The 19,030-nt window shown below is 72.2% G+C and carries 20 protein-coding genes; 4 read left to right on the top strand and 16 right to left on the bottom strand.

Translation table 11 applies throughout. The features are described 5' to 3' along the window. Nucleotides 1-75: 75 nt before the first annotated feature. The 7 genes from rbsK to ABZ862_RS13630 form a co-directional block, all read right to left on the bottom strand. On the bottom strand, nt 76-975 hold the full coding sequence (rbsK, locus tag ABZ862_RS13660) for a ribokinase (RefSeq protein WP_360956652.1): 900 nt from the start codon (nt 973-975) through the stop codon (nt 76-78). Further along, a complete protein-coding gene (locus ABZ862_RS13655) occupies nt 972-1,628 on the bottom strand; it encodes a CoA transferase subunit B (protein ID WP_360956650.1) in 657 nt (218 codons plus the stop codon). The genes rbsK and ABZ862_RS13655 overlap by 4 nt, the downstream gene beginning before the upstream one ends. Continuing rightward, on the bottom strand, nt 1,628-2,410 hold the full coding sequence (locus tag ABZ862_RS13650) for a CoA transferase subunit A (RefSeq protein ID WP_360956648.1): 783 nt from the start codon (nt 2,408-2,410) through the stop codon (nt 1,628-1,630). Before ABZ862_RS13650 ends, ABZ862_RS13655 begins: the two co-directional genes overlap by 1 nt. A gap of 141 nt (nt 2,411-2,551) precedes the next feature. Beyond that, a complete protein-coding gene (locus ABZ862_RS13645) occupies nt 2,552-3,796 on the bottom strand; it encodes a hypothetical protein (protein WP_360956646.1) in 1,245 nt (414 codons plus the stop codon). After that, a complete protein-coding gene (locus tag ABZ862_RS13640; RefSeq protein WP_360956644.1) occupies nt 3,793-5,004 on the bottom strand; it encodes a VOC family protein in 1,212 nt (403 codons plus the stop codon). Before ABZ862_RS13640 ends, ABZ862_RS13645 begins: the two co-directional genes overlap by 4 nt. Before the next feature lie 21 nt (nt 5,005-5,025). Next, nucleotides 5,026-5,595, bottom strand: coding sequence for an aromatic-ring-hydroxylating dioxygenase subunit beta (locus ABZ862_RS13635; RefSeq protein WP_360956642.1), 570 nt, complete (start codon nt 5,593-5,595; stop codon nt 5,026-5,028). Continuing rightward, complete coding sequence (locus ABZ862_RS13630) at nt 5,592-6,944, bottom strand: aromatic ring-hydroxylating dioxygenase subunit alpha (RefSeq protein WP_360956640.1); 1,353 nt, start codon at nt 6,942-6,944, stop codon at nt 5,592-5,594. The genes ABZ862_RS13635 and ABZ862_RS13630 overlap by 4 nt, the downstream gene beginning before the upstream one ends. A gap of 206 nt (nt 6,945-7,150) precedes the next feature. Here ABZ862_RS13630 and fdxA point away from each other — a divergent pair, with 206 nt between their 5' ends. The 3 genes from fdxA to ABZ862_RS13615 all read left to right on the top strand — a co-directional run bounded on the left by fdxA (nt 7,151) and on the right by ABZ862_RS13615 (nt 9,524). Further along, complete coding sequence (gene fdxA / locus ABZ862_RS13625; protein ID WP_360956690.1) at nt 7,151-7,471, top strand: ferredoxin; 321 nt, start codon at nt 7,151-7,153, stop codon at nt 7,469-7,471. Continuing rightward, nucleotides 7,468-8,535, top strand: a complete 1,068-nt coding sequence (locus ABZ862_RS13620) for an NAD(P)/FAD-dependent oxidoreductase (protein ID WP_360956638.1) — start codon at nt 7,468-7,470, stop codon at nt 8,533-8,535. The genes fdxA and ABZ862_RS13620 overlap by 4 nt, the downstream gene beginning before the upstream one ends. 191 nt (nt 8,536-8,726) lie before the next feature. After that, on the top strand, nt 8,727-9,524 hold the full coding sequence (locus tag ABZ862_RS13615; RefSeq protein WP_360956636.1) for an IclR family transcriptional regulator: 798 nt from the start codon (nt 8,727-8,729) through the stop codon (nt 9,522-9,524). 108 nt (nt 9,525-9,632) lie between these two features. On the opposite strand, the gene ABZ862_RS13610 is transcribed toward ABZ862_RS13615, so the two are convergent. From ABZ862_RS13610 to ABZ862_RS13585, 6 genes are all read right to left on the bottom strand, one after another. Continuing rightward, nucleotides 9,633-9,989, bottom strand: a complete 357-nt coding sequence (locus ABZ862_RS13610; protein WP_360956634.1) for a cupin domain-containing protein — start codon at nt 9,987-9,989, stop codon at nt 9,633-9,635. Beyond that, on the bottom strand, nt 9,986-10,759 hold the full coding sequence (locus tag ABZ862_RS13605; protein WP_360956632.1) for an aldolase/citrate lyase family protein: 774 nt from the start codon (nt 10,757-10,759) through the stop codon (nt 9,986-9,988). The genes ABZ862_RS13610 and ABZ862_RS13605 overlap by 4 nt, the downstream gene beginning before the upstream one ends. Before the next feature lie 58 nt (nt 10,760-10,817). Then, nucleotides 10,818-11,981: an amidohydrolase family protein gene (locus ABZ862_RS13600; protein ID WP_360956630.1), complete on the bottom strand. Its 1,164-nt coding sequence runs from the start codon at nt 11,979-11,981 to the stop codon at nt 10,818-10,820. Between the two features lie 26 nt (nt 11,982-12,007). Continuing rightward, nucleotides 12,008-12,868, bottom strand: a complete 861-nt coding sequence (locus tag ABZ862_RS13595) for a fumarylacetoacetate hydrolase family protein (RefSeq protein WP_360956628.1) — start codon at nt 12,866-12,868, stop codon at nt 12,008-12,010. A 272-nt stretch (nt 12,869-13,140) separates the two neighbouring features. Next, nucleotides 13,141-13,596 (bottom strand): nuclear transport factor 2 family protein, encoded by a 456-nt coding sequence (locus ABZ862_RS13590; RefSeq protein ID WP_360956626.1) that lies wholly within the window; start codon nt 13,594-13,596, stop codon nt 13,141-13,143. Next, the gene (locus tag ABZ862_RS13585; RefSeq protein ID WP_360956624.1) at nt 13,581-14,033 is read right to left on the bottom strand and encodes a VOC family protein; all 453 of its coding nucleotides are present in this window, start codon (nt 14,031-14,033) and stop codon (nt 13,581-13,583) included. The genes ABZ862_RS13590 and ABZ862_RS13585 overlap by 16 nt, the downstream gene beginning before the upstream one ends. A gap of 200 nt (nt 14,034-14,233) precedes the next feature. On the opposite strand from ABZ862_RS13585, the gene ABZ862_RS13580 reads away from it, so the two are divergent. Further along, complete coding sequence (locus ABZ862_RS13580) at nt 14,234-15,268, top strand: aldo/keto reductase (protein ID WP_360956622.1); 1,035 nt, start codon at nt 14,234-14,236, stop codon at nt 15,266-15,268. A 96-nt stretch (nt 15,269-15,364) separates the two neighbouring features. Here the strand turns inward: ABZ862_RS13580 and ABZ862_RS13575 are convergent, their stop codons facing one another. Genes ABZ862_RS13575 through ABZ862_RS13565 form a run of 3 tightly spaced genes read right to left on the bottom strand, consistent with a single transcriptional unit; the run spans nt 15,365 to nt 19,025 of the window. Next, complete coding sequence (locus tag ABZ862_RS13575) at nt 15,365-16,279, bottom strand: ABC transporter permease (protein WP_360956620.1); 915 nt, start codon at nt 16,277-16,279, stop codon at nt 15,365-15,367. Beyond that, the gene (locus ABZ862_RS13570; RefSeq protein ID WP_360956618.1) at nt 16,276-17,472 is read right to left on the bottom strand and encodes an ABC transporter permease; all 1,197 of its coding nucleotides are present in this window, start codon (nt 17,470-17,472) and stop codon (nt 16,276-16,278) included. Before ABZ862_RS13570 ends, ABZ862_RS13575 begins: the two co-directional genes overlap by 4 nt. Further along, nucleotides 17,469-19,025, bottom strand: a complete 1,557-nt coding sequence (locus ABZ862_RS13565; protein WP_360956616.1) for an ABC transporter ATP-binding protein — start codon at nt 19,023-19,025, stop codon at nt 17,469-17,471. The genes ABZ862_RS13570 and ABZ862_RS13565 overlap by 4 nt, the downstream gene beginning before the upstream one ends. Nucleotides 19,026-19,030 lie beyond the last annotated feature (5 nt).

Below are 19,030 nucleotides of genomic sequence, written 5' to 3'. Positions count from 1 at the left end.
AAAAACCACCGCCCCCCCCCCCCCCGGGGGGGGGGGGCGGCGGCGGTACTATTGACTGGGGGGGGCCCCGCGGCGTCAGACGCCGCGGGCCGCCAGCTCGTCGATCTCCGCCCGGTACGGCATCGCCGTCGACGCTCCGGAGCGCTGGACGGAGAGTGCCGCCGCCGCCGACGCCCAGGCGAGCGCCTCCGGCATCGGCCGGCCCTCGCCCAGCGCGACCGACAGGGCGCCCACGAACGTGTCCCCCGCCCCGGTCGAGTCCACGGCCGTCACGCGCAACGCGGGGACCAGCAGCTTTCCGGCCTCGCGGGAGGCGTGGAGGCTGCCCGCCGAGCCCAGGGTGACGACCACCTCCGGGACCTGTTCCAGCAGGGCGTCGGCCGCCTCGTACGGGTCCGTCCTGCCGGTGAGCGCGGCCGCCTCGTGCTCGTTCGGGACCAGGAGGTCGGTCACCGCTAGGAGTCCGGGGGGCAGGGGCCGGGCGGGGGCCGGGGTGAGGACGGTGCGTACGCCGTGCCGGCGGGCCGCCTCGGCCGCGGCCAGGACGCCCTCCAGCGGGGTCTCCAGCTGGAGGAGCAGCGCGTCGGCGCGGGCGATGACGGCCTCGTCGTGCGGGGTGAGGGCCGTGACGGTGGCGTTGGCGCCGGGGATGACGACGATCGCGTTGCCGCCCTCGTCGTCGACGACGATGTGCGCCGTCCCGGAGGCGCCGTCGACCGTGCGCAACGCGCCCGTGTCCACGCCGGACTCCTCCAGCGCGGCCCGCAGGCGGTCGCCGAAGGCGTCGCCGCCGACCGCGCCGATCATCGACACCGAGCCGCCGGCGCGGGCCGCCGCCACGGCCTGGTTGGCTCCCTTGCCGCCGGGGACGGTGCGGAACTCGCGTCCCGTCACCGTCTCCCCGCGCGCCGGGGCCTTCGCGACGTACGCGACGAGGTCCATGTTGGTGCTGCCGAGCACAGCGACGGACGTCATGTCCTGCCCCCCGTGATGCCCTCGGGCACGCGCACCTTCGCCGCGGTCGCCGCAGTGATGTCCTCGGCGGTGACTCCGGGGGCCGTCTCGACGAGGACCAGGCCGTCGTCGGTGACGTCGAGGACGCCGAGGTCGGTGATGATCCGGTCCACGCAGCGCTTCCCGGTGAGGGGCAGGTCGCAGTCCGCCACGATCTTCGGGGTTCCGTCCTTGGCGGTGTGGGTCATGGTGACGATCACCCGGCGGGCGCCGTGCACGAGGTCCATGGCCCCGCCGATACCGGTCACCATCTGCCCCGGGATGGCCCAGTTGGCGAGGTCGCCCCGCTCGGAGACCTGCATGGCGCCGAGCACGGCCGTGTCGATGTGGCCGCCGCGGATCATGGCGAACGACAGGGCCGAGTCGAAGAACGCGGCGCCGGGCAGGACGGTGACGGTCTCCTTGCCCGCGTTGATGAGGTCCGGGTCGACCTCGTCCTCGTAGGGGAAGCGGCCGGTGCCGAGGATGCCGTTCTCCGACTCCAGGACGACGTGGACGCCGTCGGGCAGGTGGTTGGGGATCAGTGTCGGCAGTCCGATGCCGAGGTTGACGTACTCGCCGTCGCGCAGTTCGCGGGCGGCGCGGGCGGCCACCTCGTCGCGTGTCCAGGCCATCAGGCTCCCGCCTTCCCGGGACGCGGCCCCGGCGTCACCGTGACGTTCTCGATCTTCTTGTCGGCGGCCTGCTCGGGGCTGAGGGCCACCACGCGCTGGACGAAGACGCCCGGCAGATGCACCTGGTCGGGGTCGATCCCGCCCGGCTCGATCAGCTCCTCCACCTCGGCGATCGTGATACGGCCCGCCATGGCCGCCACCGGGTTGAAGTTGCGGGCGGACTTGTTGAACACCAGGTTGCCGTGCCGGTCGCCCTTCGCCGCGCGCACCAGGGCGAAGTCGGTGGTGATCCCGTGTTCCAGGACGTAGGCGGTGCCGCCGAACTCGCGGACCTCCTTGGCGGGTGAGGCGACGGCCACGCCGCCCCTGCCGTCGTAGCGCCAGGGCAGGCCGCCCTCGGCGACCTGGGTGCCGACGCCGGCCGGGGTGTAGAAGGCGGGGATGCCCGAGCCTCCGGCCCGCAGCCGCTCGGCGAGGGTGCCCTGCGGGATCAGCTCCAGCTCGATCTCGCCGCCCAGGTACTGGCGGGCGAACTCCTTGTTGCCGCCGATGTAGCTGCCGGTGACCCGGGCGATCCGGCCCGCCGAGAGCAGTACGGCGAGGCCGGAGTCCAGCGCCCCGCAGTTGTTGGAGACCACGTCGAGTCCGGTGACACCGGCGTCGTACAGGGCCTGGATCAGGATCCCGGGGATCCCGCCGAGCCCGAAGCCGCCGACCGCGAGGGACGCCCCGTCGGGGATGTCCGCCACCGCCTCGGCCGCGGAAGCGACCACTTTGTCCATCCGCCCGCCCACTTCCTTGTCAGGGCGCACGGGACGCCCTTCGCTGAGAATCGTTCGTCGAAGACCCGGTACTGACACCGGTAGTGAAATCCGGTACTGAGAACTGCCGTTGCGACCTGCCGTTGCGAGCCGCCGTTCCGGCTATGCCGGGAGTTCGGTCAACAGCCGCCGGTAGATGCGCGCGTAGGACTCGAGCTGCGTCAACGACAGTGCGTCGCGGCGCGGATCGCCGTCGGCCGGCCTGGCCTGGGGGCCGAGGCGTACGGTGTCGACGCCCCGGGCGCGCAGTTCGACGCCGTCGGTGGAGCCCGTCCAGCCGGTGATCGGCGGCGGCTGGGCACCGAACTCGTCGCTCCAGGCCGCCCTGGCGGCGGTCACCACCGGGGCGTCCGGCGGGGTGGCCGCGGCTGCCGCGACCGGTTCCACCGCCACGTCCACCGCGCAGTCCCGCAGCGCCGACCGAGCGCACCGCGCCCGCAGCCGTCCCGCCAACTCGGCTCCCAGCGAAGCCGGTTGCACCGGGTCTCCGGCGACGACGTACAGGCCGATCCGCAACTGGGCGGGCAGCAGGTCCGGTTTGCCGGGCCATCCCCCGCTGATGGCGCCGATGCCGCACGCCCGGCCGGTCTGTCCCTGCCGCGGGTCGGCGGCCAGGTAGGCCTCGCGCCAGCGGGCCAGTTCGTCCAGGACGACGCCCGCGTGGGCGACGACTCCTCCGGGCGGTGCGGCGGACTCCGCCAGCATCGCGGCGCCGGAGCGGCCGGTCACCTTCACCGTCAGGTAGAACGCGCCCGGTTCGTGCCACAGCAGCGTCGGCGGGCCGCATTTCGCCACGATCGCCGAGCGCGGCAGCGGGTGGGTGTCGGCGTAGGCCTCCAGGCCGGTGACGGCGGTGGTCCCGCCGGCTCCGCCGCCGCAGCGGTGCGTGCCGGAACCGGCGAGCAGCAACTGCCCCCGCACAGAACCCCGCACCGGCCCCCGCGCCGTGTCCGCCCCGGTCTCCGCCGCCGACTCCGACTCCGCCTCCGCGAAGGCGACCAGCGCGGCGGCGGCCGGGCCGCGGGCGACCCCGATACCGAAGCCGCTCACGGTGTCGCCGCCCACGGCGAGCGGGCCGACCGGCGCCGCGTCACCGGTGACGAGGCGGTTGACCGTGGCCGCGCCGTCGTCCAGCGAGGTGTCGAGGTGGGAGTAGAGCAGCGGCCCGGCCCCGCGGGCGGCGAAGAGGCTGCCGCCCTCGGGGCCGTGCTCCAGCACCTGCCAGTCGATGTGCGGCCACCGGTCGGCGCACCAGGCCCGCAGCCGGTGCGCCGCCGTCCGTTCCCGTCCGCGCGGGGCGGGAACGGTGTCGAGCAGCCGCAGGACGTCGAGCAGCGGCTGCCTCAAAAACGTCCCCAGTCGTCGGAGGCCGGACGCCACACATCGATGTTGCGGGGGTCGGCCGGCATCCTGCGGGGCCGGTGCGTCTCGTGCTCCTCCGGCGTGAACACCCGGTGTGCGTCGCACAGTTCGAACCGGGGGCCGAAGCGCGTGTCGTGCATGTAGAACGCGATCGACGTCGACGCCGAGTGGTTGACGATGTCGGAGGCGATCGGCGCGCCCTTGTAGAGGGCGCGGGCGCGCATCCGCATGACGTGGTCGAGGCTCTTCATCGCGAAGCACAGGTGCGCGACGTAGTGCTCCGTGTTGTTCTGCACGGCGAGGCTGTGGTGGTAGCGGTCCTCGCAGCGGAAGAACGTGGTGGAGCCGACGACGTAGTCGGAGGGCAGGAACTTCAGGACGTTCTGGTAGAAGTCCAGCGTCTCCTCGTACTTGGCGGTGGCGATGAAGGGGTGGACGAGGTCGAGCGGCCGGATCTCGAGGTGCGGCGGCTCGGCGTACTCCTGGAACTCGGTGAACAGCTCGATGATCAGGCCGTTGGGGTCCTTCACCGCGAAGCCGTTGTCGCACAGCGCCTTCTGCCGCTCCTGGAGTTCGAGGACCTCCAGGCCCGCGTCGAGGACGCTCTTGTGGAGCTGCTCCAGGACTTCCTCGCTCTCCACGCTGTAGCCGACGGCGGTGGTCCATCCGTCGGTGCGCTCGGGGGCATGGATCAGCTCGATGGCGTGGTGCTCGATGTCGGCGCGCAGGTAGGCGTAGTCGTCCGTGCGCTGCTCGAGCTGGAGGCCGACGTGGTACTCGAGGAAGTCGATCGTGGCCTGCAGGTCGGGGACCTCGATGCGGGCGTACTCCATGCCGTACGGGCCGTGGGGGCGGGTGCTCACCGGCGGTGTCCTTCCTGCAGCGAGCGAGGGACGCTCGGCGAACTCGAACGAGGTGATGGCCTGCTGTCCGATGACCGGCCGCCAGCGGGTGCGCACGAAGGTCTCGTGGAACTCGCTGCCGAGGTAGCCGAGCAGGTCGTCCTGGCTGTCGAAGTCGACGGCCATCGTGTGGGTGAAGGTCTGGTCGCGGGTGCTGATGTTGTCGCCGAGGAGGAAGCCGCGCATGGCCGGGTAGCGGTCCGGGAAGGTCCGCAGCTCGGCCAGTACGGACTCCCGGGTGGCCTGGTCGGTCCCGTCGGCGAAACGGAAGGACAGGGTGTGTCGGATCATCGGGTCGCCTTCCGTGGCCGGCTAGAGGATGAAGCTGAGCCGGGCGCCCGCGGCGAGCGACTCGTGGCCGAGGAGCGAGCGCCGCAGCCGGAACCGGAGTCCGTCGTCGGTGGGCACCAGCAGGTGCTCGTACCAGCCGACGTAGGCGTCGAAGTGGCCGTCGCGGGCGCGGTGCACGATGAACGACGCCGACACCCGGAAGGAGCCCTCGGTGCCCTCGGCGTCCCCGGCGTTCTCGACGTTCTCGGAGAGACGCACGTTGGAGATCAGCCGGTGGGTGCGCGAGTGCGGGTTCTCGGCGTGGGCCTTGCGCGACTTCAGGCGCTTGACGCGGGCGCGCAGCAGGTCCCAGTCGTCGTCGACGAACGATCCGGTCTCGTGCGGCGACCAGCCGGCCCGGTGGTCGGTGGTCGGGATCTCGTAGCGGGCGCCGGGCTCGAAGAGGGCGAGCCAGCTGTCGTAGTCCCAGCGGTCGAGGATGTCGGCCTCGGCGTAGAGGAAGTCCTCCACCTCGGGGCGGGTGACGGTGCGCCCCGCGCACGTCACGGAGTGGGAACCGGGTCCGGAGCCCAGGTTGCTGACGGTGGTCATCGCACGTCCCTCCCGGCCAGGAAGGACGCCGGACGGTCGCCGTGGACCTCGATGCCGTCGTCGATGCCCATGGCGCCGGTCCAGTGCCGCCAGAAGCCGCGCATCGCGCCTTCGTCGGTCGATCTGCCCTGCACGCCCTTGACCTCGTCGGCCATGCCGCGGGACATGTCGCTGTAGTCCAGCTCGGGCGCGGTGGTGCCGGCCGTGGCCTGGATGCCGCGCTGGACCGCCTCGTACGCCTCGATGTCGTCCGGGGTGGCGAGGCCGCCCGGGCCGACGAAGCTGACGACGGTCTTCATGCGCAGGGCGCGGGTGGCCGGGTCCTCCTCGCGGGGGACGAGCTGCCAGGCGCGGACGTCGGTCTGGTCGGGGGCCACCGGTTCGAGCTGCCGGATGGAGAGGCCCTCGATGTCGAAGAGCAGCAGGTTCGGGAACACGAAGAGGATGTGGCTCTCGTCGGCGACGTGGTGCGCCCGCTTCTCCCCCAGCCGCTCGGTCATCTCGGCGCGGTGCCGCTCGGTGCGGACCTTCTCGTCCTCGCCGAAGCGCGGTTCCCAGACCATGCTGATGCGTCCGCCGTGACCGGTCAGGACCAGCAGGCCGTGGCCGTTGCCGAGGTCGTAGGCGTACTGGTTGTCGTCGGTGACGGCGTAGCCGCTCTCGCGCAGGTAGCCGACGAAGGTGTTGTGGGTCGGCGCGAAGTGGTAGCCGTCCATCGCGTTCTCGACGGCGAGCTTCCAGTTGCCGCGGACGCTGTAGAGCTGGGTGCCGGGCAGCGTGGTCATGCCGCCGACGTGCTGCTGCTCGATCATCGTCATGTAGTCGGCGGCGTCGCCGAGGTGCTCGAGCAGCGGCGGGACGTCGGGGTCGAAGGAGACGAAGACGTAGCCCTCGTGGATCTCCAGGCGCGGTACGCCGCGCAGCCCCATCGACTCCCGGAACTCGTCGCTCGACTCGTACGCGTCGGCGTCGGGGATCGCGGCGACCTCGCCGTTGTTGCGGAACGTCCAGGCGTGGTAGAAGCACTGGAAGAGCCGGGCCGAGCCCTCGGTCTCGCGGCACAGCACCGTGCCGCGGTGCGGGCAGGAGTTCAGGAACGCGTGCACCTCGCCGGCGCTGTCCCGGCAGAAGATCAGCGGGCGGCCGCCGAGGGTGCGGACCTTGAAGTCGTTGGGGTTGGGGATCTCGGTCTCGTGCCCGAGGTAGAGCCAGGTGTGCATCCACACCCAGCCGCGTTCCCGGGCGAAGATCTCCGCGCTGCGGTAGGCCTCTCGGTTGACCCGGAAGGTGAGCTGGTCCCAGTCCTCGACGATCATCGGCGCTGGGACGGTCCGGGGATTGCTTCCCATGGGGAGTTTGCCTCTCACAAGTCCCGACCCGAGTGGCGTGCTGTGAGACGCCATCTCGTATGTCGCAGTAGCGTCCCCTAGCACACGGAAGACTGTCAAGCATTCATCCGACGGTTGACACACCTGGCCGGTGTCGTCATCATCCAATTTCACATTGAAAGACACCGTCTCGCATTCCGTGCGACCGTGTGAAGGGCAAAAAGCTCGTGCCGTATGTCATCACTCAGGCCTGCGTCGACGTCAAGGACAAGTCGTGCATGGAGGAGTGCCCGGCCGACTGCATCTACGAGGGCGACCGGATGCTCTACATCCAGCCCGACGAATGTGTCGAGTGCGGGCGCTGTGAACCGGTGTGCCCGCAGATCTCGATCTTCCACCACGAGGACCTGCCGGAGGAGGCCAAGAAGTTCGAGCGCATCAACGCCGAGTTCTTCACCCTCCAGATCGGCACCGGACCGCTCGGCTCGCCCGGCGGGGCGCGCAAGGTCGGCCGGGTCGGCGACGACCACCCCGAGGTGGGCGCGTGAGTGCCCCCGCGGCGGCGGACGCCACGGCGCCGGGCGCCGCGACCGAGGTGTCCGTCGACCTGCTGGTCATCGGCGCCGGACCGACCGGGCTCTACGCCGCGTACTACGCCGGCTTCCGCGGGATGAGCGTCGCGGTCGCCGACGCGCTGCCCGAGGTGGGCGGCCAGATCGCCGCGCTGTACCCGGAGAAGCTCGTCTTCGACGTGGCCGGCTTCCCCGCCGTCCGCGGCCAGGAGCTGGTGGACCGGCTGGCCGAGCAGGCCGGGCGGTGGAACCCGGTCTATCTGCTCGGCCACGGGGTCACCGACCTCGACGACACCGGTGAGGGCATCGTCGCCACCACCGACGCGGGCGCGCGGATCAACGCGGGCGCGGTGCTCGTCTGCGGCGGGATCGGCAACTTCATCCCCCGCGAACTCCCGGTGGGTTCCGAGTACCTGGGCCGGGGACTGCGGTACTTCGTGCCGCGGCTCGACGAACTCGCGGGCCAGGACGTCGTGGTGGTCGGCGGCGGGGACTCCGCGCTCGACTGGGCGCTGTCCCTGGAGCCGATCGCCGCGTCGGTGACGCTGGTGCACCGTCGCACCCGGTTCCGGGCCCACGAACGCACCGTCGAGCAGGTCGAGGCGTCCTCCGTAAGGATCCTGACGCCGTACGAGGTCGAGAAGGTCTCCGGCAGCGGAGCCGACGGGACGGACGGGGTAGACGGGGCAGGCGGAGCGGGCGAGGCGGACGGGGTGGTGTCGGAGGTCGTCGTCGCGAGCTCCGGCGGCGACCGGATCACCCTGCCGGCCCAGACCGTCGTGGCCGCGCTCGGCTTCATCGCCGACCTCGGACCGATCGAGCGCTGGGGTCTCGAGCTGCGCCGCCGGCGCATCCTCGTCGACCGCACGATGCGCACCAGCCGGGAGCGCGTCTTCGCGGCCGGTGACATCGCCGACTACGACGGACGGGTCGGCCTCATCTCGATCGGTTTCGGTGAGGCCGCCCTCGCCGTCAACCACGTGGCCGCCCTGCTGGACCCGGCGCGCTCCGTCACACCGGGGCACTCCTCCGACGCGTGAACCCGCCGTACCGGGAGGGGCCGTCGGCACCCCCTCCCGGTACCGGTCCGCCACGACGGTCTGCCGAGGACGAGAACCTGAGTACGCTTTCCCGCACAGCTTCGAGCCGCCGTACCCTTTCTTCATCCGATACGGCGTCTCGTCTGGCATCCCATCCCCTCCGACTGAGCCCGGACAGGAGCGATACGACCATGGTCACGAAGGTGCAGCGCGGCACCGGTGAGCAGGACGGTCCCGACAGGACCGCACCGACCATCCAGACGGTCGAGCGTGCCGCGCTGATCCTCGGCTCGTTCACGGTCGGCAAGCCGCACATGAGCCTGAACGAGATCACCGCACGGCTCGGGGCGAGCAAGGCGACCGCGCACCGCTACACGAAGGCGCTGCGGGCGGCGAACCTGCTGCGGTACGACGAGCGCACCTCGCTGTACTCCCTGGGCCCGCAGGTGCTCACCCTCGCCGCCGCCGCGCGGGCCGGCCTGCCGATCGTGGCCGCCGCCGAGCCGTACATGGAGGACCTGGTCCGGCGGATCGACGAGACGATCGTGCTGTCGGTCTGGGACGGCGAGTCGGCGACCGTGGTGCGCTCGGTGGACAACACCGACCACATGGTGCGCATCAGCGTCCGGGTCGGTTCGCGGCTGAACCTCACGTCCTCGGCGCAGGGGCGGGTCTTCCTCGCGTTCCTGGCCCCGGAGCAGGTGCCGGCGCTGCCGCGCGCGGTGCGCAGGTCGGCCGAGTTCAACGAGGAGCTCGAAGCCATCCGGAAGCACGGTCTGTCGGTCAACTCCCCGATAGTGAACGGGGTCCGCACCATCGCGGCGCCGATCTTCGAGGGTGACAAGATCAGCGGGACGCTGGCGATCGTCGGCACGACGGCGACGGTGCCCGACGACGTCTCGACGCCGATGGCCCAGGCGCTGCTGGAGACCGCCCGGGCGCTGTCGCAGCGGCTGGGCACCTCGGAGGACGGGCCCAACGGCGGCTGAGCCGTTCACCGGACGCCGTTCGCAGAACACCGGACATGGCTGTGGCCCACCGCTTTCCGCGGTGGGCCACAGCCATGTCGGCACGGGCGCGGGCCGGATGCCGCCCGGTCAGGGGAGCAGGTCGGCCCGCGGCGGGACGAAGAAGTCGATGTTCACGCACGGGGCCTCGGTCGGCTCCACGTAGTGCTCGCTGCCGCGCCGGACCAGCAGGAACGAGCCCGCGCGCATGTCGTGCGCGACCCCGTCGACGTAGTAGTTGGCGCGTCCCTCGGAGATGTGGACCAGCTGGTCGAAGTCCTCGTGCCGGTGCGGGTTGAGCGTCATGCCGACCTCCAGCTCGTGGTGACAGATCATCACCTCGTCGGTGGAGTAGACGCGTCGGCGGACTCCCGGCCGCACCTGGGTGACCGGCAGTTCGTCCCAGTTGACGACGGCGCCGAACAGGGCCGCGTTGCGTGTGCTCACTGCTTTTCCTCTCCGGCGGCGGCGCGCAGGCCGGCCGCCAACATCTGCAGGTCCGAGCCGACGATCAGATAGTCGGCGGCGGCGAGGCCCAGGTCCGCCGCGGCGTTCCGGGCCGGTGCCCAGCCGCCGAACGCCACTCCGGCGGACCGGGCCGCGGCCCTCACCCGGTCCACGGCGGACCGCAGCACCGCCGGGTCCGCGGGCAGGCCCAGGTCGACGGCGAGGTCGGTACTGCCGACGAAGCACACGTCGAGCGCGGCGACCAGCTCCGGCAGCGGGTCGGTGTGCGCGGTCTCGATCTGGCCCACCAGCACCGGCGGATCGTCCTGCTCGGCACGGAGGAACCCGGCCAGCGGGAGCGCGCCGAACCGGGCGGCCCGGTTGGCCAGGCTGACCGAGCGACGCCCGGCGGGGGCGAACCGGGTCGCCGCCACGAGTGCCTCGGCCTGGGCGGTGCGGGTGAGCATGGACAGCTGGATGCCCGCCGCCCCGGCCTCCAGGAGCCGGTTGACGGCGGCGGCGTCCACGTCGGGCACCCGGACCAGGGCGGGCAGACCGCAGACGGCGGCGTGGCGCACCAGGTCCACGGCGTCCCGCTCGGTGAGGGTGGAGTGTTCGAGGTCGACGACCACGAACCCGAAGCCGGCCGCCGCGGCGAGTTCCACCGCGTCGGGCGTCGCCAGCTTGACGAAGGTGCCGACGGCGGGTCCCTCCGCCGTCAGTGCGGCGCGCAGCCGCCGCCGCAGCGGATGGACGTCACCGGCGGTCATCGGGGTCTCCACGGTGTCTACGGGCGTGTGGTGTACGGGCTGTACGGGTGCCGTGCGGTCAGGCCGTCGGCAGACCGCGCCACGGCACGATGTCGATCTCGGCGCCCTCGTGCAGCACCACGGTCGGCTCGAAACGCGGCGCGACGATGGTGTTGCCGGCAGCGTCGGGCAGCGTGCACTCCTCGGTCTCGGTGATGACCGTGACGTCGGCCCGTCCGCCGACCTCCAGGCGTCCGTAGCCCTCGGTGTCGAGGCCGAGCAGCCGGGCCGGGGCGACGGTCGCGCGGCGGACGCACTCCTCCAGCGGCGCGCCGAGGGCGACCAGCTTGGAGATGCTGGTGAGCAGGTCGAACACCGGGCCGCGCCAGTTGCGGGCGCTGGTGTCGGAGCTGAGGATGTCGGGCAGGAAGCCGTCGGCGATGGCCCGGCGGGCCACCTCGAAGCTGAGGTTGCTCTTGCCGTGGGCGGAGTCGAACAGGACGCCGCGCTCACGGGCCGCGTTCACCGCGGGCTGCACGTGGTCGCCGTCGAGGATGCCGTACGGCTTGCCGGTGTAGCAGTGCGCCACGATGTCGCCGGGGCGCAGGTGGTCGAGGACGACGGGCAGCGGCTCGGAGGTCTCGCCGATGTGCAGCATCAGCGGGAGCCCGGCCTGCTCGGCCAGCGCCACGGACTTCTTCAGCAGCGACTCCCAGTGCTCGCCGACGACGTCCTCGGAGAGCCGGATCTTGAAGCCGCGCACGATGTCGGGGTGGGCCTCGGCGGTGGCGAGGGCGTCGTCGGCGACCAGGGTGTCGGGGTTGAGCAGCTCGCCGAATCTGAAGTCGATCAGGCCGAGCACCGAGACGTTGAGGAAGTTGACGATGCGCATCGGGTTCGCCTCGACGACCAGCTTGCGGAAGGCCGCGAAGGTCGAGGCGCCGGCCGTGCCGGCGTCCGCCGCGGCGACCACGCCGCGGCGCAGATGGGCCTCCTCGGCGGGGGCGCCGACGGCGGAGACGTACTGGAAGATGTGGGTGTGGCCCTCGACGAGGCCCGGGAGCACGGTGGAGCCGGCGACGTCGATCGTACGGGCCGCGTCCGCGGCGAGGTTCTCGCCGATCGCGGCGATGCGGTCGCCGGTGACCGCCACGTCGAGCCGGGCGTTGGTGCCCGACGCCGGGTCGATGACGGTGCCCCCGGCCAGGACGAGGTCGTAGGACGGCTTGGAGGAGTGGGACATCGCTTGGCTCCAGGGTGAGGGGACGGTCAGCTGACCGGTTCGGCCAGCCGGGTCTCGCGCGGTGCGGCGTCCGCGGGACGCACGATGCGGGTGACGAGGGGAAGGACGCCGTCCACCTCGACGCTCACCTCGTCGCCGTCGGCGAGGAAGCAGGCGCGGTCCTGGCCGGTGCCGGCCGGGGTCCCGGTGAGGACGACGTCGCCGGGTTCGAGGGCGGCGTACCAGGACAGCCTGCTGAGCAGGTCGGCGACCGGGAAGATCATCCCGGCGCTGGTGTCGTCCTGGACGAGCTGTCCGTTGACCCGGGTCCGTACGCCGATGGCCTCGCGGTCGGCGAGGTCGCCGGGCGTGCAGACGGACGGGCCGAGGGGGGTGAAGCCCGGGTAGCTCTTGGAGAGGGCGGGTGTGCCGGTGGTGCGCATGACATCCCGGGCCGTCATGTCGTTGGCGGCGGTGATGCCGGCGACGGCGGGCCAGACCTCCGACTCGGCGGCCTGGTAGAGCCGGCGCCCGACGACGATCGCGATCTCGCCCTCGTAGTCGGGTTCGGCCGCGCCCGGCGGGATCACCGCCTGCGCACCGGGGGGAAGGACGCCTGACGACGCGGCCAGGTACAGGATCGGCTGCTCGGGCAGCCCCCTGCCGGTCCGCTCCGCCTTCGACACGTAGTTGAGGCCGACGCCCCACACCGCGCCGGGACGGCCCAGCGGCGCCGTGAGGACGGCCTCGTCGAGAGGAACGCGCCGGCGCACCGCGCACGACGCCAGGCACTGTAGCGAGCCCTCTTGTTCGAGGACCGCGCCGAGGTGCGGAAAAGCAGTGGCCAACAGGGCGACAGCCCCGTCTTCGATCCGGCCCAGGCCGGTCTGCGTCGTGACTACTCGCATGGCGAGCATCTTTTATTGCGAGACGCCATCATGTCAAGCGATACGCAATGACTGCTTCGGGACACACCGACACCCCGTCCGCGCAGCAGACGGACGGGGTGTCGGCGGGCTGATCTCCGCTGGTCGGCAAGGCTGTTCGCGGAGTCGGCGACGGGACGCCGGGCGGGATGCCGGACGGCGTCGGGCAGGACATCGGACGGGACGCCGGGCGGCGTCGGGCGGGACAACGGCCGGGCGTCGGGCGGGACAACGGGCCGAGGCCGGCCGACACCTCAGGCGAGCTGGCGCCGTACCTCGCCGCTGTCCCAGTAGTCCGTGCGGTGCGTGACGAGACCGCCGGCGACGGTGAACAGGAAGACCCCGCGGATGCGCACCGGGCGGTCGCCCGCCGACCGCATCCGGAACGTCATGACGTACGGCACGGCGGCCGAGGCGCCGTCGACGAGGACGCGCTCGGGTTCGTAGCGCAGGTCCCCGAAGTCCGCGAGGAACCCGGTCAGCGCCGCGCGGTACGCGGCACGGCCCCTGCGGCTGTGCCCCATCGACGACGTGTGGTCGTTGACGAAGTCCTCGGCCACGCGGGCGGCCACGGCGTCGGCGTCGTGCGCGTTCAGCGCCGCGAGGTACGCCTCCACGGCGGCGCGGGTGCCGTCACCGTCACCGTCGCCGGTGTCCGCGCCGCCCGCGCCGTCCGTGGGGTGGTCCCCGGTGCTCAGGCCGACCCCCACTTCTGGCGGACCGTGTCGAACACCCGCTGGTCGTGGGAGATCTCGACGACGTTGCCGTCGGGGTCCTTCAGGGCGCAGATGTAGCCCACGGGGTCGGGCATCTGCCGGGGCTCCCAGTGCAGGCAGCCCAGTTCGCGGGCCCGGTCCGCGAGGGCGTCGACGTCCGCGCGCTCCGGCACCTCGATGCCGATGTGCGCGAACGGGTGCAGCAGCCCCAGCTGGTTGCCCTTGTCCTTGTCGAAGGACACCAGGACGAGCACGAACGGCGTCTCCACCTGCTTGTCGTTGGAGAGCCAGACGCTCTCGCCGTCGGCGTCCTTGAACCGCTCGACCACGACCAGGGGGGTGAGCGAGGTGTAGAACCCGATCGCCTTGTCGAGGTCCCCGGTGGGCAGCGCGACGTGCGTCCAGCGGGCCGAGGTGAGACCGGTGGCCACAGTGCCTCCATCGTGAGGGGTACGAATTTCCCCGAGGTTAGACACGCGCGCGGGCGCGCGTCGATGTGCTGCGGACACAAGGCGTGCGGCGGGAACGCTGACCCCGCGCGACATCGGTTCCGGGCCCGCCCCCGTGGGAGTCTGCGGGATGACAGCGACGGTCGTCGGCAGGGAAGACGCAGGAAAGACGAGGGCGAAGCGTGCAGTACCGGATTCTGGGTGGGACGGGCATCGAGGTGAGCGAGCTGTGCCTCGGGACGATGATGTTCGGTGCCTGGGGCAACACGGACGAGGCGGAGTGCCACCGCATGGTGGCGACGGCGCTGGACGCCGGCGTCAACTTCGTCGACACCGCCGACGTGTACGCCTCCGGCGAGTCGGAGGAGATCCTCGGCCGGGCGCTGAAGGGGCGGCGCGACGACGTCGTCCTGGTGTCGAAGTTCCACAACGAGATGCCGGGAGGCCCGCTCGACCGCAACCGGCGCGGCAACTCCCGGCTGTGGATCACGCGGGCCGTGGAGGACAGCCTGCGCCGGCTGGGCACGGACCACCTCGACGTGTACCTCGTGCACCGTCCCGACCCCCGTACCGACATCGAGGAGACGCTCGGCGCGCTCGGTGACCTGGTGCGGGCGGGCAAGGTACGGGCGATCGGCACCTCCAGCTTCCCGGCCGAGGAGATCGTCGAGGCGCAGTGGGCGGCGCGACGCGGCGGCCGTGAGCGGTTCACGGTGGAGCAGCTGTCGTACTCGGTCCTGGCCCGGCACGCGGAGGCCGCCGTACTGCCCACCGCGCAGCGGCACCGGATGGGTGTGATGGTCTGGAGCCCGCTGAACGGCGGCTGGCTGACCGGCAAGTACCGGGCGGGCGCGGAACCGGCGGGAGACTCGCGCGCGCGGACCAACGGCGACCACTTCGACTATGCCGACGCGCAGGTGCGCGAGCGCAAGCTGGCGGTCGTCGAGGAACTCGTACGCCTCGCCGACGACGAGGGCTGCACGCTCGTGGAGCTGGCCCTGCGGTTCGTGCTCGCCCACGCCGGCGTCACCTCGGCCGTCATGGGCCCGCGCACCCACGCTCAGCTCCTGACGCAGCTCACGGCGGTGGACCGGCCGCTGTCCGCCGCGGCGCTGGACCGGATCGACGAACTCGTCGCGCCGGGCAGTGTGCTCAACCCGCGCGACGTCGGCTACACGCCGCCGGCACTGGAGAGCGCGGCCCTGCGCCGCCGCTGACTCCGTACGGCCGTTCCCCTGCAACAGCCGATGCCGGCCCCGCGTGTACGCGGGGCCGGCATCGGTTCTCGCCGAGGCGCCGGAGCGGCGCCGCCGTCAGGCCGAGCCGCGCTCGAAGGGCCGTCCGAGGGCGGCCGGTTCCCGGTGCTGTGTGGTGAACAGCAGCATGGCCAGGAGCGCCAGCACGTAGGGGGCGGCGACGAGCAGCTGGGGGTTGAGGGTGACACCGAGCGGCGGCAGCGCCAGGCGCAGCGCGTCGGACAGCCCGAACACCAGGCAGCCGAGCAGGGTGCGGCCCAGCCGCCACGCCCCGAAGATGACCGCGGCGATGACGATGTAGCCGCGCCCGGCGGTCATGTTCTGGTTGAACGAGCCGACCTCGCCGACCGCCAGGTACGCGCCGCCGAGTCCGGCCATCGCGCCGCACCACAGCAGGGCCTGCCGGCGCCGCAGGTTGACCTTGATGCCGGTGACGTCGGCGGCCTGCGGGTTCTCCCCCACGGCGCGCAGTTCCAGGCCCCAGCGGCTGCGCTCGACCAGCCACCAGGTGAGCCCGATCAGGGGGAGCAGGAGGTAGGCGGGCCAGCGTACGGAGAACAGGGGTGCGCCGATGACCGGGATGTCCCGCAGCAGCGGGATGGACAGCAGCCCGACCTGGTGCGAGGAGAACCGCTGGGTGGCGATCAGGAAGCTGGTCAGACCGAGCACCAGCGCGTTCAGCACCAGGCCGACGACGAAGGTGTTGATCTGTGCCCGGTGGGAGAGGTTGCCGTGCACGAGGCCGATGACGAGGCCGGTCAGCACGCCGACGAGAAGGCCGGTGGTGGCGCTGCCGGTGGCGCTCGCGGCGGCGACCGAGGTGAACGCGGAGCCGAGCATCATCGCCTCGATGGAGATGTTCATCGTGCCGGCCCGCTCGGCCAGGTACTCGCCGCAGGCGGCGAGGGCGAGCGGCACGGTCAGCCGGACACCGCTGGCGAGGATGGTGGAGGTGTTGTCCAGAGCGCTCACGCCGCCGCCTTCACTTTGGTCGGGACGACGGACGCGGCGGGCGCGGCCGTCGGCCTGGCGCCGCGGCGCCCGTTGAGGAGGTTGACGAGGAGGGGCGGCACGACGAACGCGAGGACGAGGAGCGCCTTGACGATGTCGACCAGGTAGTACGGCACGCCGGTGGCGGAGAGGAAGTCGCCGCCCGACCGCAGCACGGCGAACACGAACGACACCGGGATCGCGACCAGGGGCCGGTTGCGGGCGACGAGCGCGACGAGCAGTCCGTCCCAGCCGACGTTGTCGGAGAGCCCGGCCTGGAGCCGGTTGGTGCTGACCGGGGTGGCGAGCAGCAGCCCGCCGGCCATGCCCGCGAAGGCACCCGACAGGGTCAGGGTGAGACCGCCGAGCGCGGCCACCCGGACGCCGGCGTGCTGGGCGGTGCGGGGGTTCAGTCCGACCATGCGCACCCGGAAGCCCCACCGGCTGCGGGTCAGGACGACGGCGGCACCGACCGCCGCGGCGAGCGCGACGAACAGGCCCAGGTTGACCTGGAGCGAGGGGTACTGCCCGAAGCCGCCGAGCAGGGCGTTCGCCGGCAGCGGGTTGGACTGCGCGTCGGCGATGCCGGAGGAGCCCTGCGCGCTCTCCTGCAGGAACCAGCGGGTGCTGACCGCGAACGTGACGAGCTGGAGGGCGAGGAACGTCATCAGCATGGTGCTCACCGCGACGTTGACGCCGCGGAAGCGGTACATCAGGGCGCTGAGCGCGGCCCAGGCGCCGCCGCCGACGGCCGCGGCGGCCATCACCACGACGACCATCATCGGGCCGGGCACGGCCAGGCGCAGTCCGACCCAGGCGCCGGCCAGGCCGCCGATGAGCACCTGGCCCTCCTGACCGATGTTGAACGTGCCGGCGGCGGCGCAGATACAGGTGCCGACGGCGACGAGCAGCAGCGGCGCCGCGTTGAGCAGGGTCGTCGTCCAGCCGGTGCTGTTGGCGAGGCTGCCGGTCCAGATCGCGGACATCGACGCGCCGGGCGAGGCGCCGGTCGTCATGAGCAGCACGGCGGACACGCCGAGGGCGACGGCGACGAGGACGACGGTGAAGCCCGCCGTCAGCCAGCCGCCCGGCCCGGGGCGCAGCCGGGCCAGGAGGATCCGGCCGAGGTCGCCGGAGGTCCGCGTCGTGTCCGGCCCGGAGGCGGTGGCGGTCATGCGGCCTCGCCTCCCACCAGCATGCCGAGCCGTTCGGGGGTCGCCTCGGAGACGGACAGCGCTCCGGTGATCCGCCCGGAGGAGATCACCGCGATCCAGGTGGCCAGGGCCATGACTTCCTCCAGTTCGGTGGAGATGAGCAGCACGCCCACGCCCTCGGCGGCGGCCGCGCGCAGTCGTGCGTACATGTCCTCGATGGCGCCGACGTCCAGCCCGTGGGTGGGCTGCGCGGCCACCAGGACGCAGGTGCGGCCGGACAGTTCCCTGGCGAGGACGACCCGTTGCTGGTTGCCGCCGGAGAGGCTGCGCACGGGTGCGTCGAGCGAGGGGGTGACGATGTTGAACTCGTCGGCGAGGCGGCGGGCCTCGGCGAGCATCGTCCGCCGCCGCAGCAGGAACAGCCCGCTCACCTTGTCGAGCGATTTCATGGTCAGGTTCTCGGCGACGCTCATGTCGAGGACGACGCCGCTCTGGTGCCGGTCCTCGGGCACGATGCCGAGGCCGGCCTTCGAGAGGGCGCCGGGCCGGGTCAGGTCGATCTCGTGCCCGGCGACCTCGACGGTGCCGGCCGCCGGGACGACGAGTCCGGAGAGGACGTCGCCGAGCATCGCCTGGCCGTTGCCCTCGACGCCGTAGAGGGCGACGATCTCGCCCACGCCGACGGTGAGGTCGACGCCGTCGAGCACCTTGACGCCGTTGTGCTCCACGGTGAGCCCCGCGAGGCGCAGCACGTGCGCCTCGCGGTCGTGGCCCTCGTCGTCCGCCGTGCCCGTGTGCTGCACCGGCAGCAGGCCGAGGGCGGCGCCCTCCTCGCCGAGCGACACCTCGCGGCCCACCATCTGCTGGGCCAGCAGCTGCGGGGTGGTCTCGGCGGTGACCGCCCGGAAGGCGACGCCTCCCTTGCGCAGGACCGTGACCCGGTCCGTGGCCCGGGCGATCTCCGCGAGCTTGTGACTGATGAGGATGACAGCGCGCCCCTCCTCCTGCACCACCCGGCCGAGGACGGCGAACAGTTCCTCCGACTCGGCCTGGGTGAGCACCGAGGTCGGTTCGTCCAGGATCAGGATCCGCGGGTTGCGCCGCAGGCACTTCACCACCTCGACCCGCTGCCGTTCGCCCGCCGAGAGGGTGCCGACGCGGGCCTCGGGGTCGATCGGGAGCCCGTACCGTGCGGAGACCTCGGTGATGTCGGCGCAGACGGCCTGTCTGTCGACCTTGCCGCTGTCGCCGAGCGCCACGTTCTCCCACACGGTCAGCGCGTCGATGAGACTGAAGTGCTGGTGGACCATGCCGATGCCGAGCTCGGCGGCCTCCTGCGGGCTGTCGAGCGCGACCTCCTCACCGCGCACCAGCACGGTGCCGGCGTCGCGCCGGACCAGCCCCAGCAGGACCTTCATGAGGCTGGACTTGCCCGCCCCGTTCTCACCCAGGAGTCCGTGGATCTCGCCCGCGTCGACCCTGAGGTCCACCGCGTCGCAGGCCTTGACCGGTCCGTAGGACTTCGTGATGCCGCGCAGCTCGAGAATCGGAACCGCTGAGGCCGTCGGTGTCATCGCTA

The organism is Streptomyces sp. NPDC047000, from assembly GCF_040644295.1.
Taxonomy (GTDB): domain Bacteria; phylum Actinomycetota; class Actinomycetes; order Streptomycetales; family Streptomycetaceae; genus Streptomyces.
Note: the sequence above shows the minus strand (reverse complement) of the source record. Positions and strands in the feature narration are given on the sequence as shown.

Coding starts and splice junctions, on each gene's coding strand:
- rbsK (WP_360956652.1), bottom strand. CDS start 975: ATGACGTCCGTCGCTGTGCTCGGCAGCACCAACATGGACCTCGTCGCG.
- ABZ862_RS13655 (WP_360956650.1), bottom strand. CDS start 1,628: ATGGCCTGGACACGCGACGAGGTGGCCGCCCGCGCCGCCCGCGAACTG.
- ABZ862_RS13650 (WP_360956648.1), bottom strand. CDS start 2,410: ATGGACAAAGTGGTCGCTTCCGCGGCCGAGGCGGTGGCGGACATCCCC.
- ABZ862_RS13640 (WP_360956644.1), bottom strand. CDS start 5,004: ATGATCCGACACACCCTGTCCTTCCGTTTCGCCGACGGGACCGACCAG.
- ABZ862_RS13635 (WP_360956642.1), bottom strand. CDS start 5,595: ATGACCACCGTCAGCAACCTGGGCTCCGGACCCGGTTCCCACTCCGTG.
- ABZ862_RS13630 (WP_360956640.1), bottom strand. CDS start 6,944: ATGGGAAGCAATCCCCGGACCGTCCCAGCGCCGATGATCGTCGAGGAC.
- ABZ862_RS13615 (WP_360956636.1), top strand. CDS start 8,727: ATGGTCACGAAGGTGCAGCGCGGCACCGGTGAGCAGGACGGTCCCGAC.
- ABZ862_RS13605 (WP_360956632.1), bottom strand. CDS start 10,759: ATGACCGCCGGTGACGTCCATCCGCTGCGGCGGCGGCTGCGCGCCGCA.
- ABZ862_RS13600 (WP_360956630.1), bottom strand. CDS start 11,981: ATGTCCCACTCCTCCAAGCCGTCCTACGACCTCGTCCTGGCCGGGGGC.
- ABZ862_RS13595 (WP_360956628.1), bottom strand. CDS start 12,868: ATGCGAGTAGTCACGACGCAGACCGGCCTGGGCCGGATCGAAGACGGG.
- ABZ862_RS13570 (WP_360956618.1), bottom strand. CDS start 17,472: ATGACCGCCACCGCCTCCGGGCCGGACACGACGCGGACCTCCGGCGAC.
- ABZ862_RS13565 (WP_360956616.1), bottom strand. CDS start 19,025: ATGACACCGACGGCCTCAGCGGTTCCGATTCTCGAGCTGCGCGGCATC.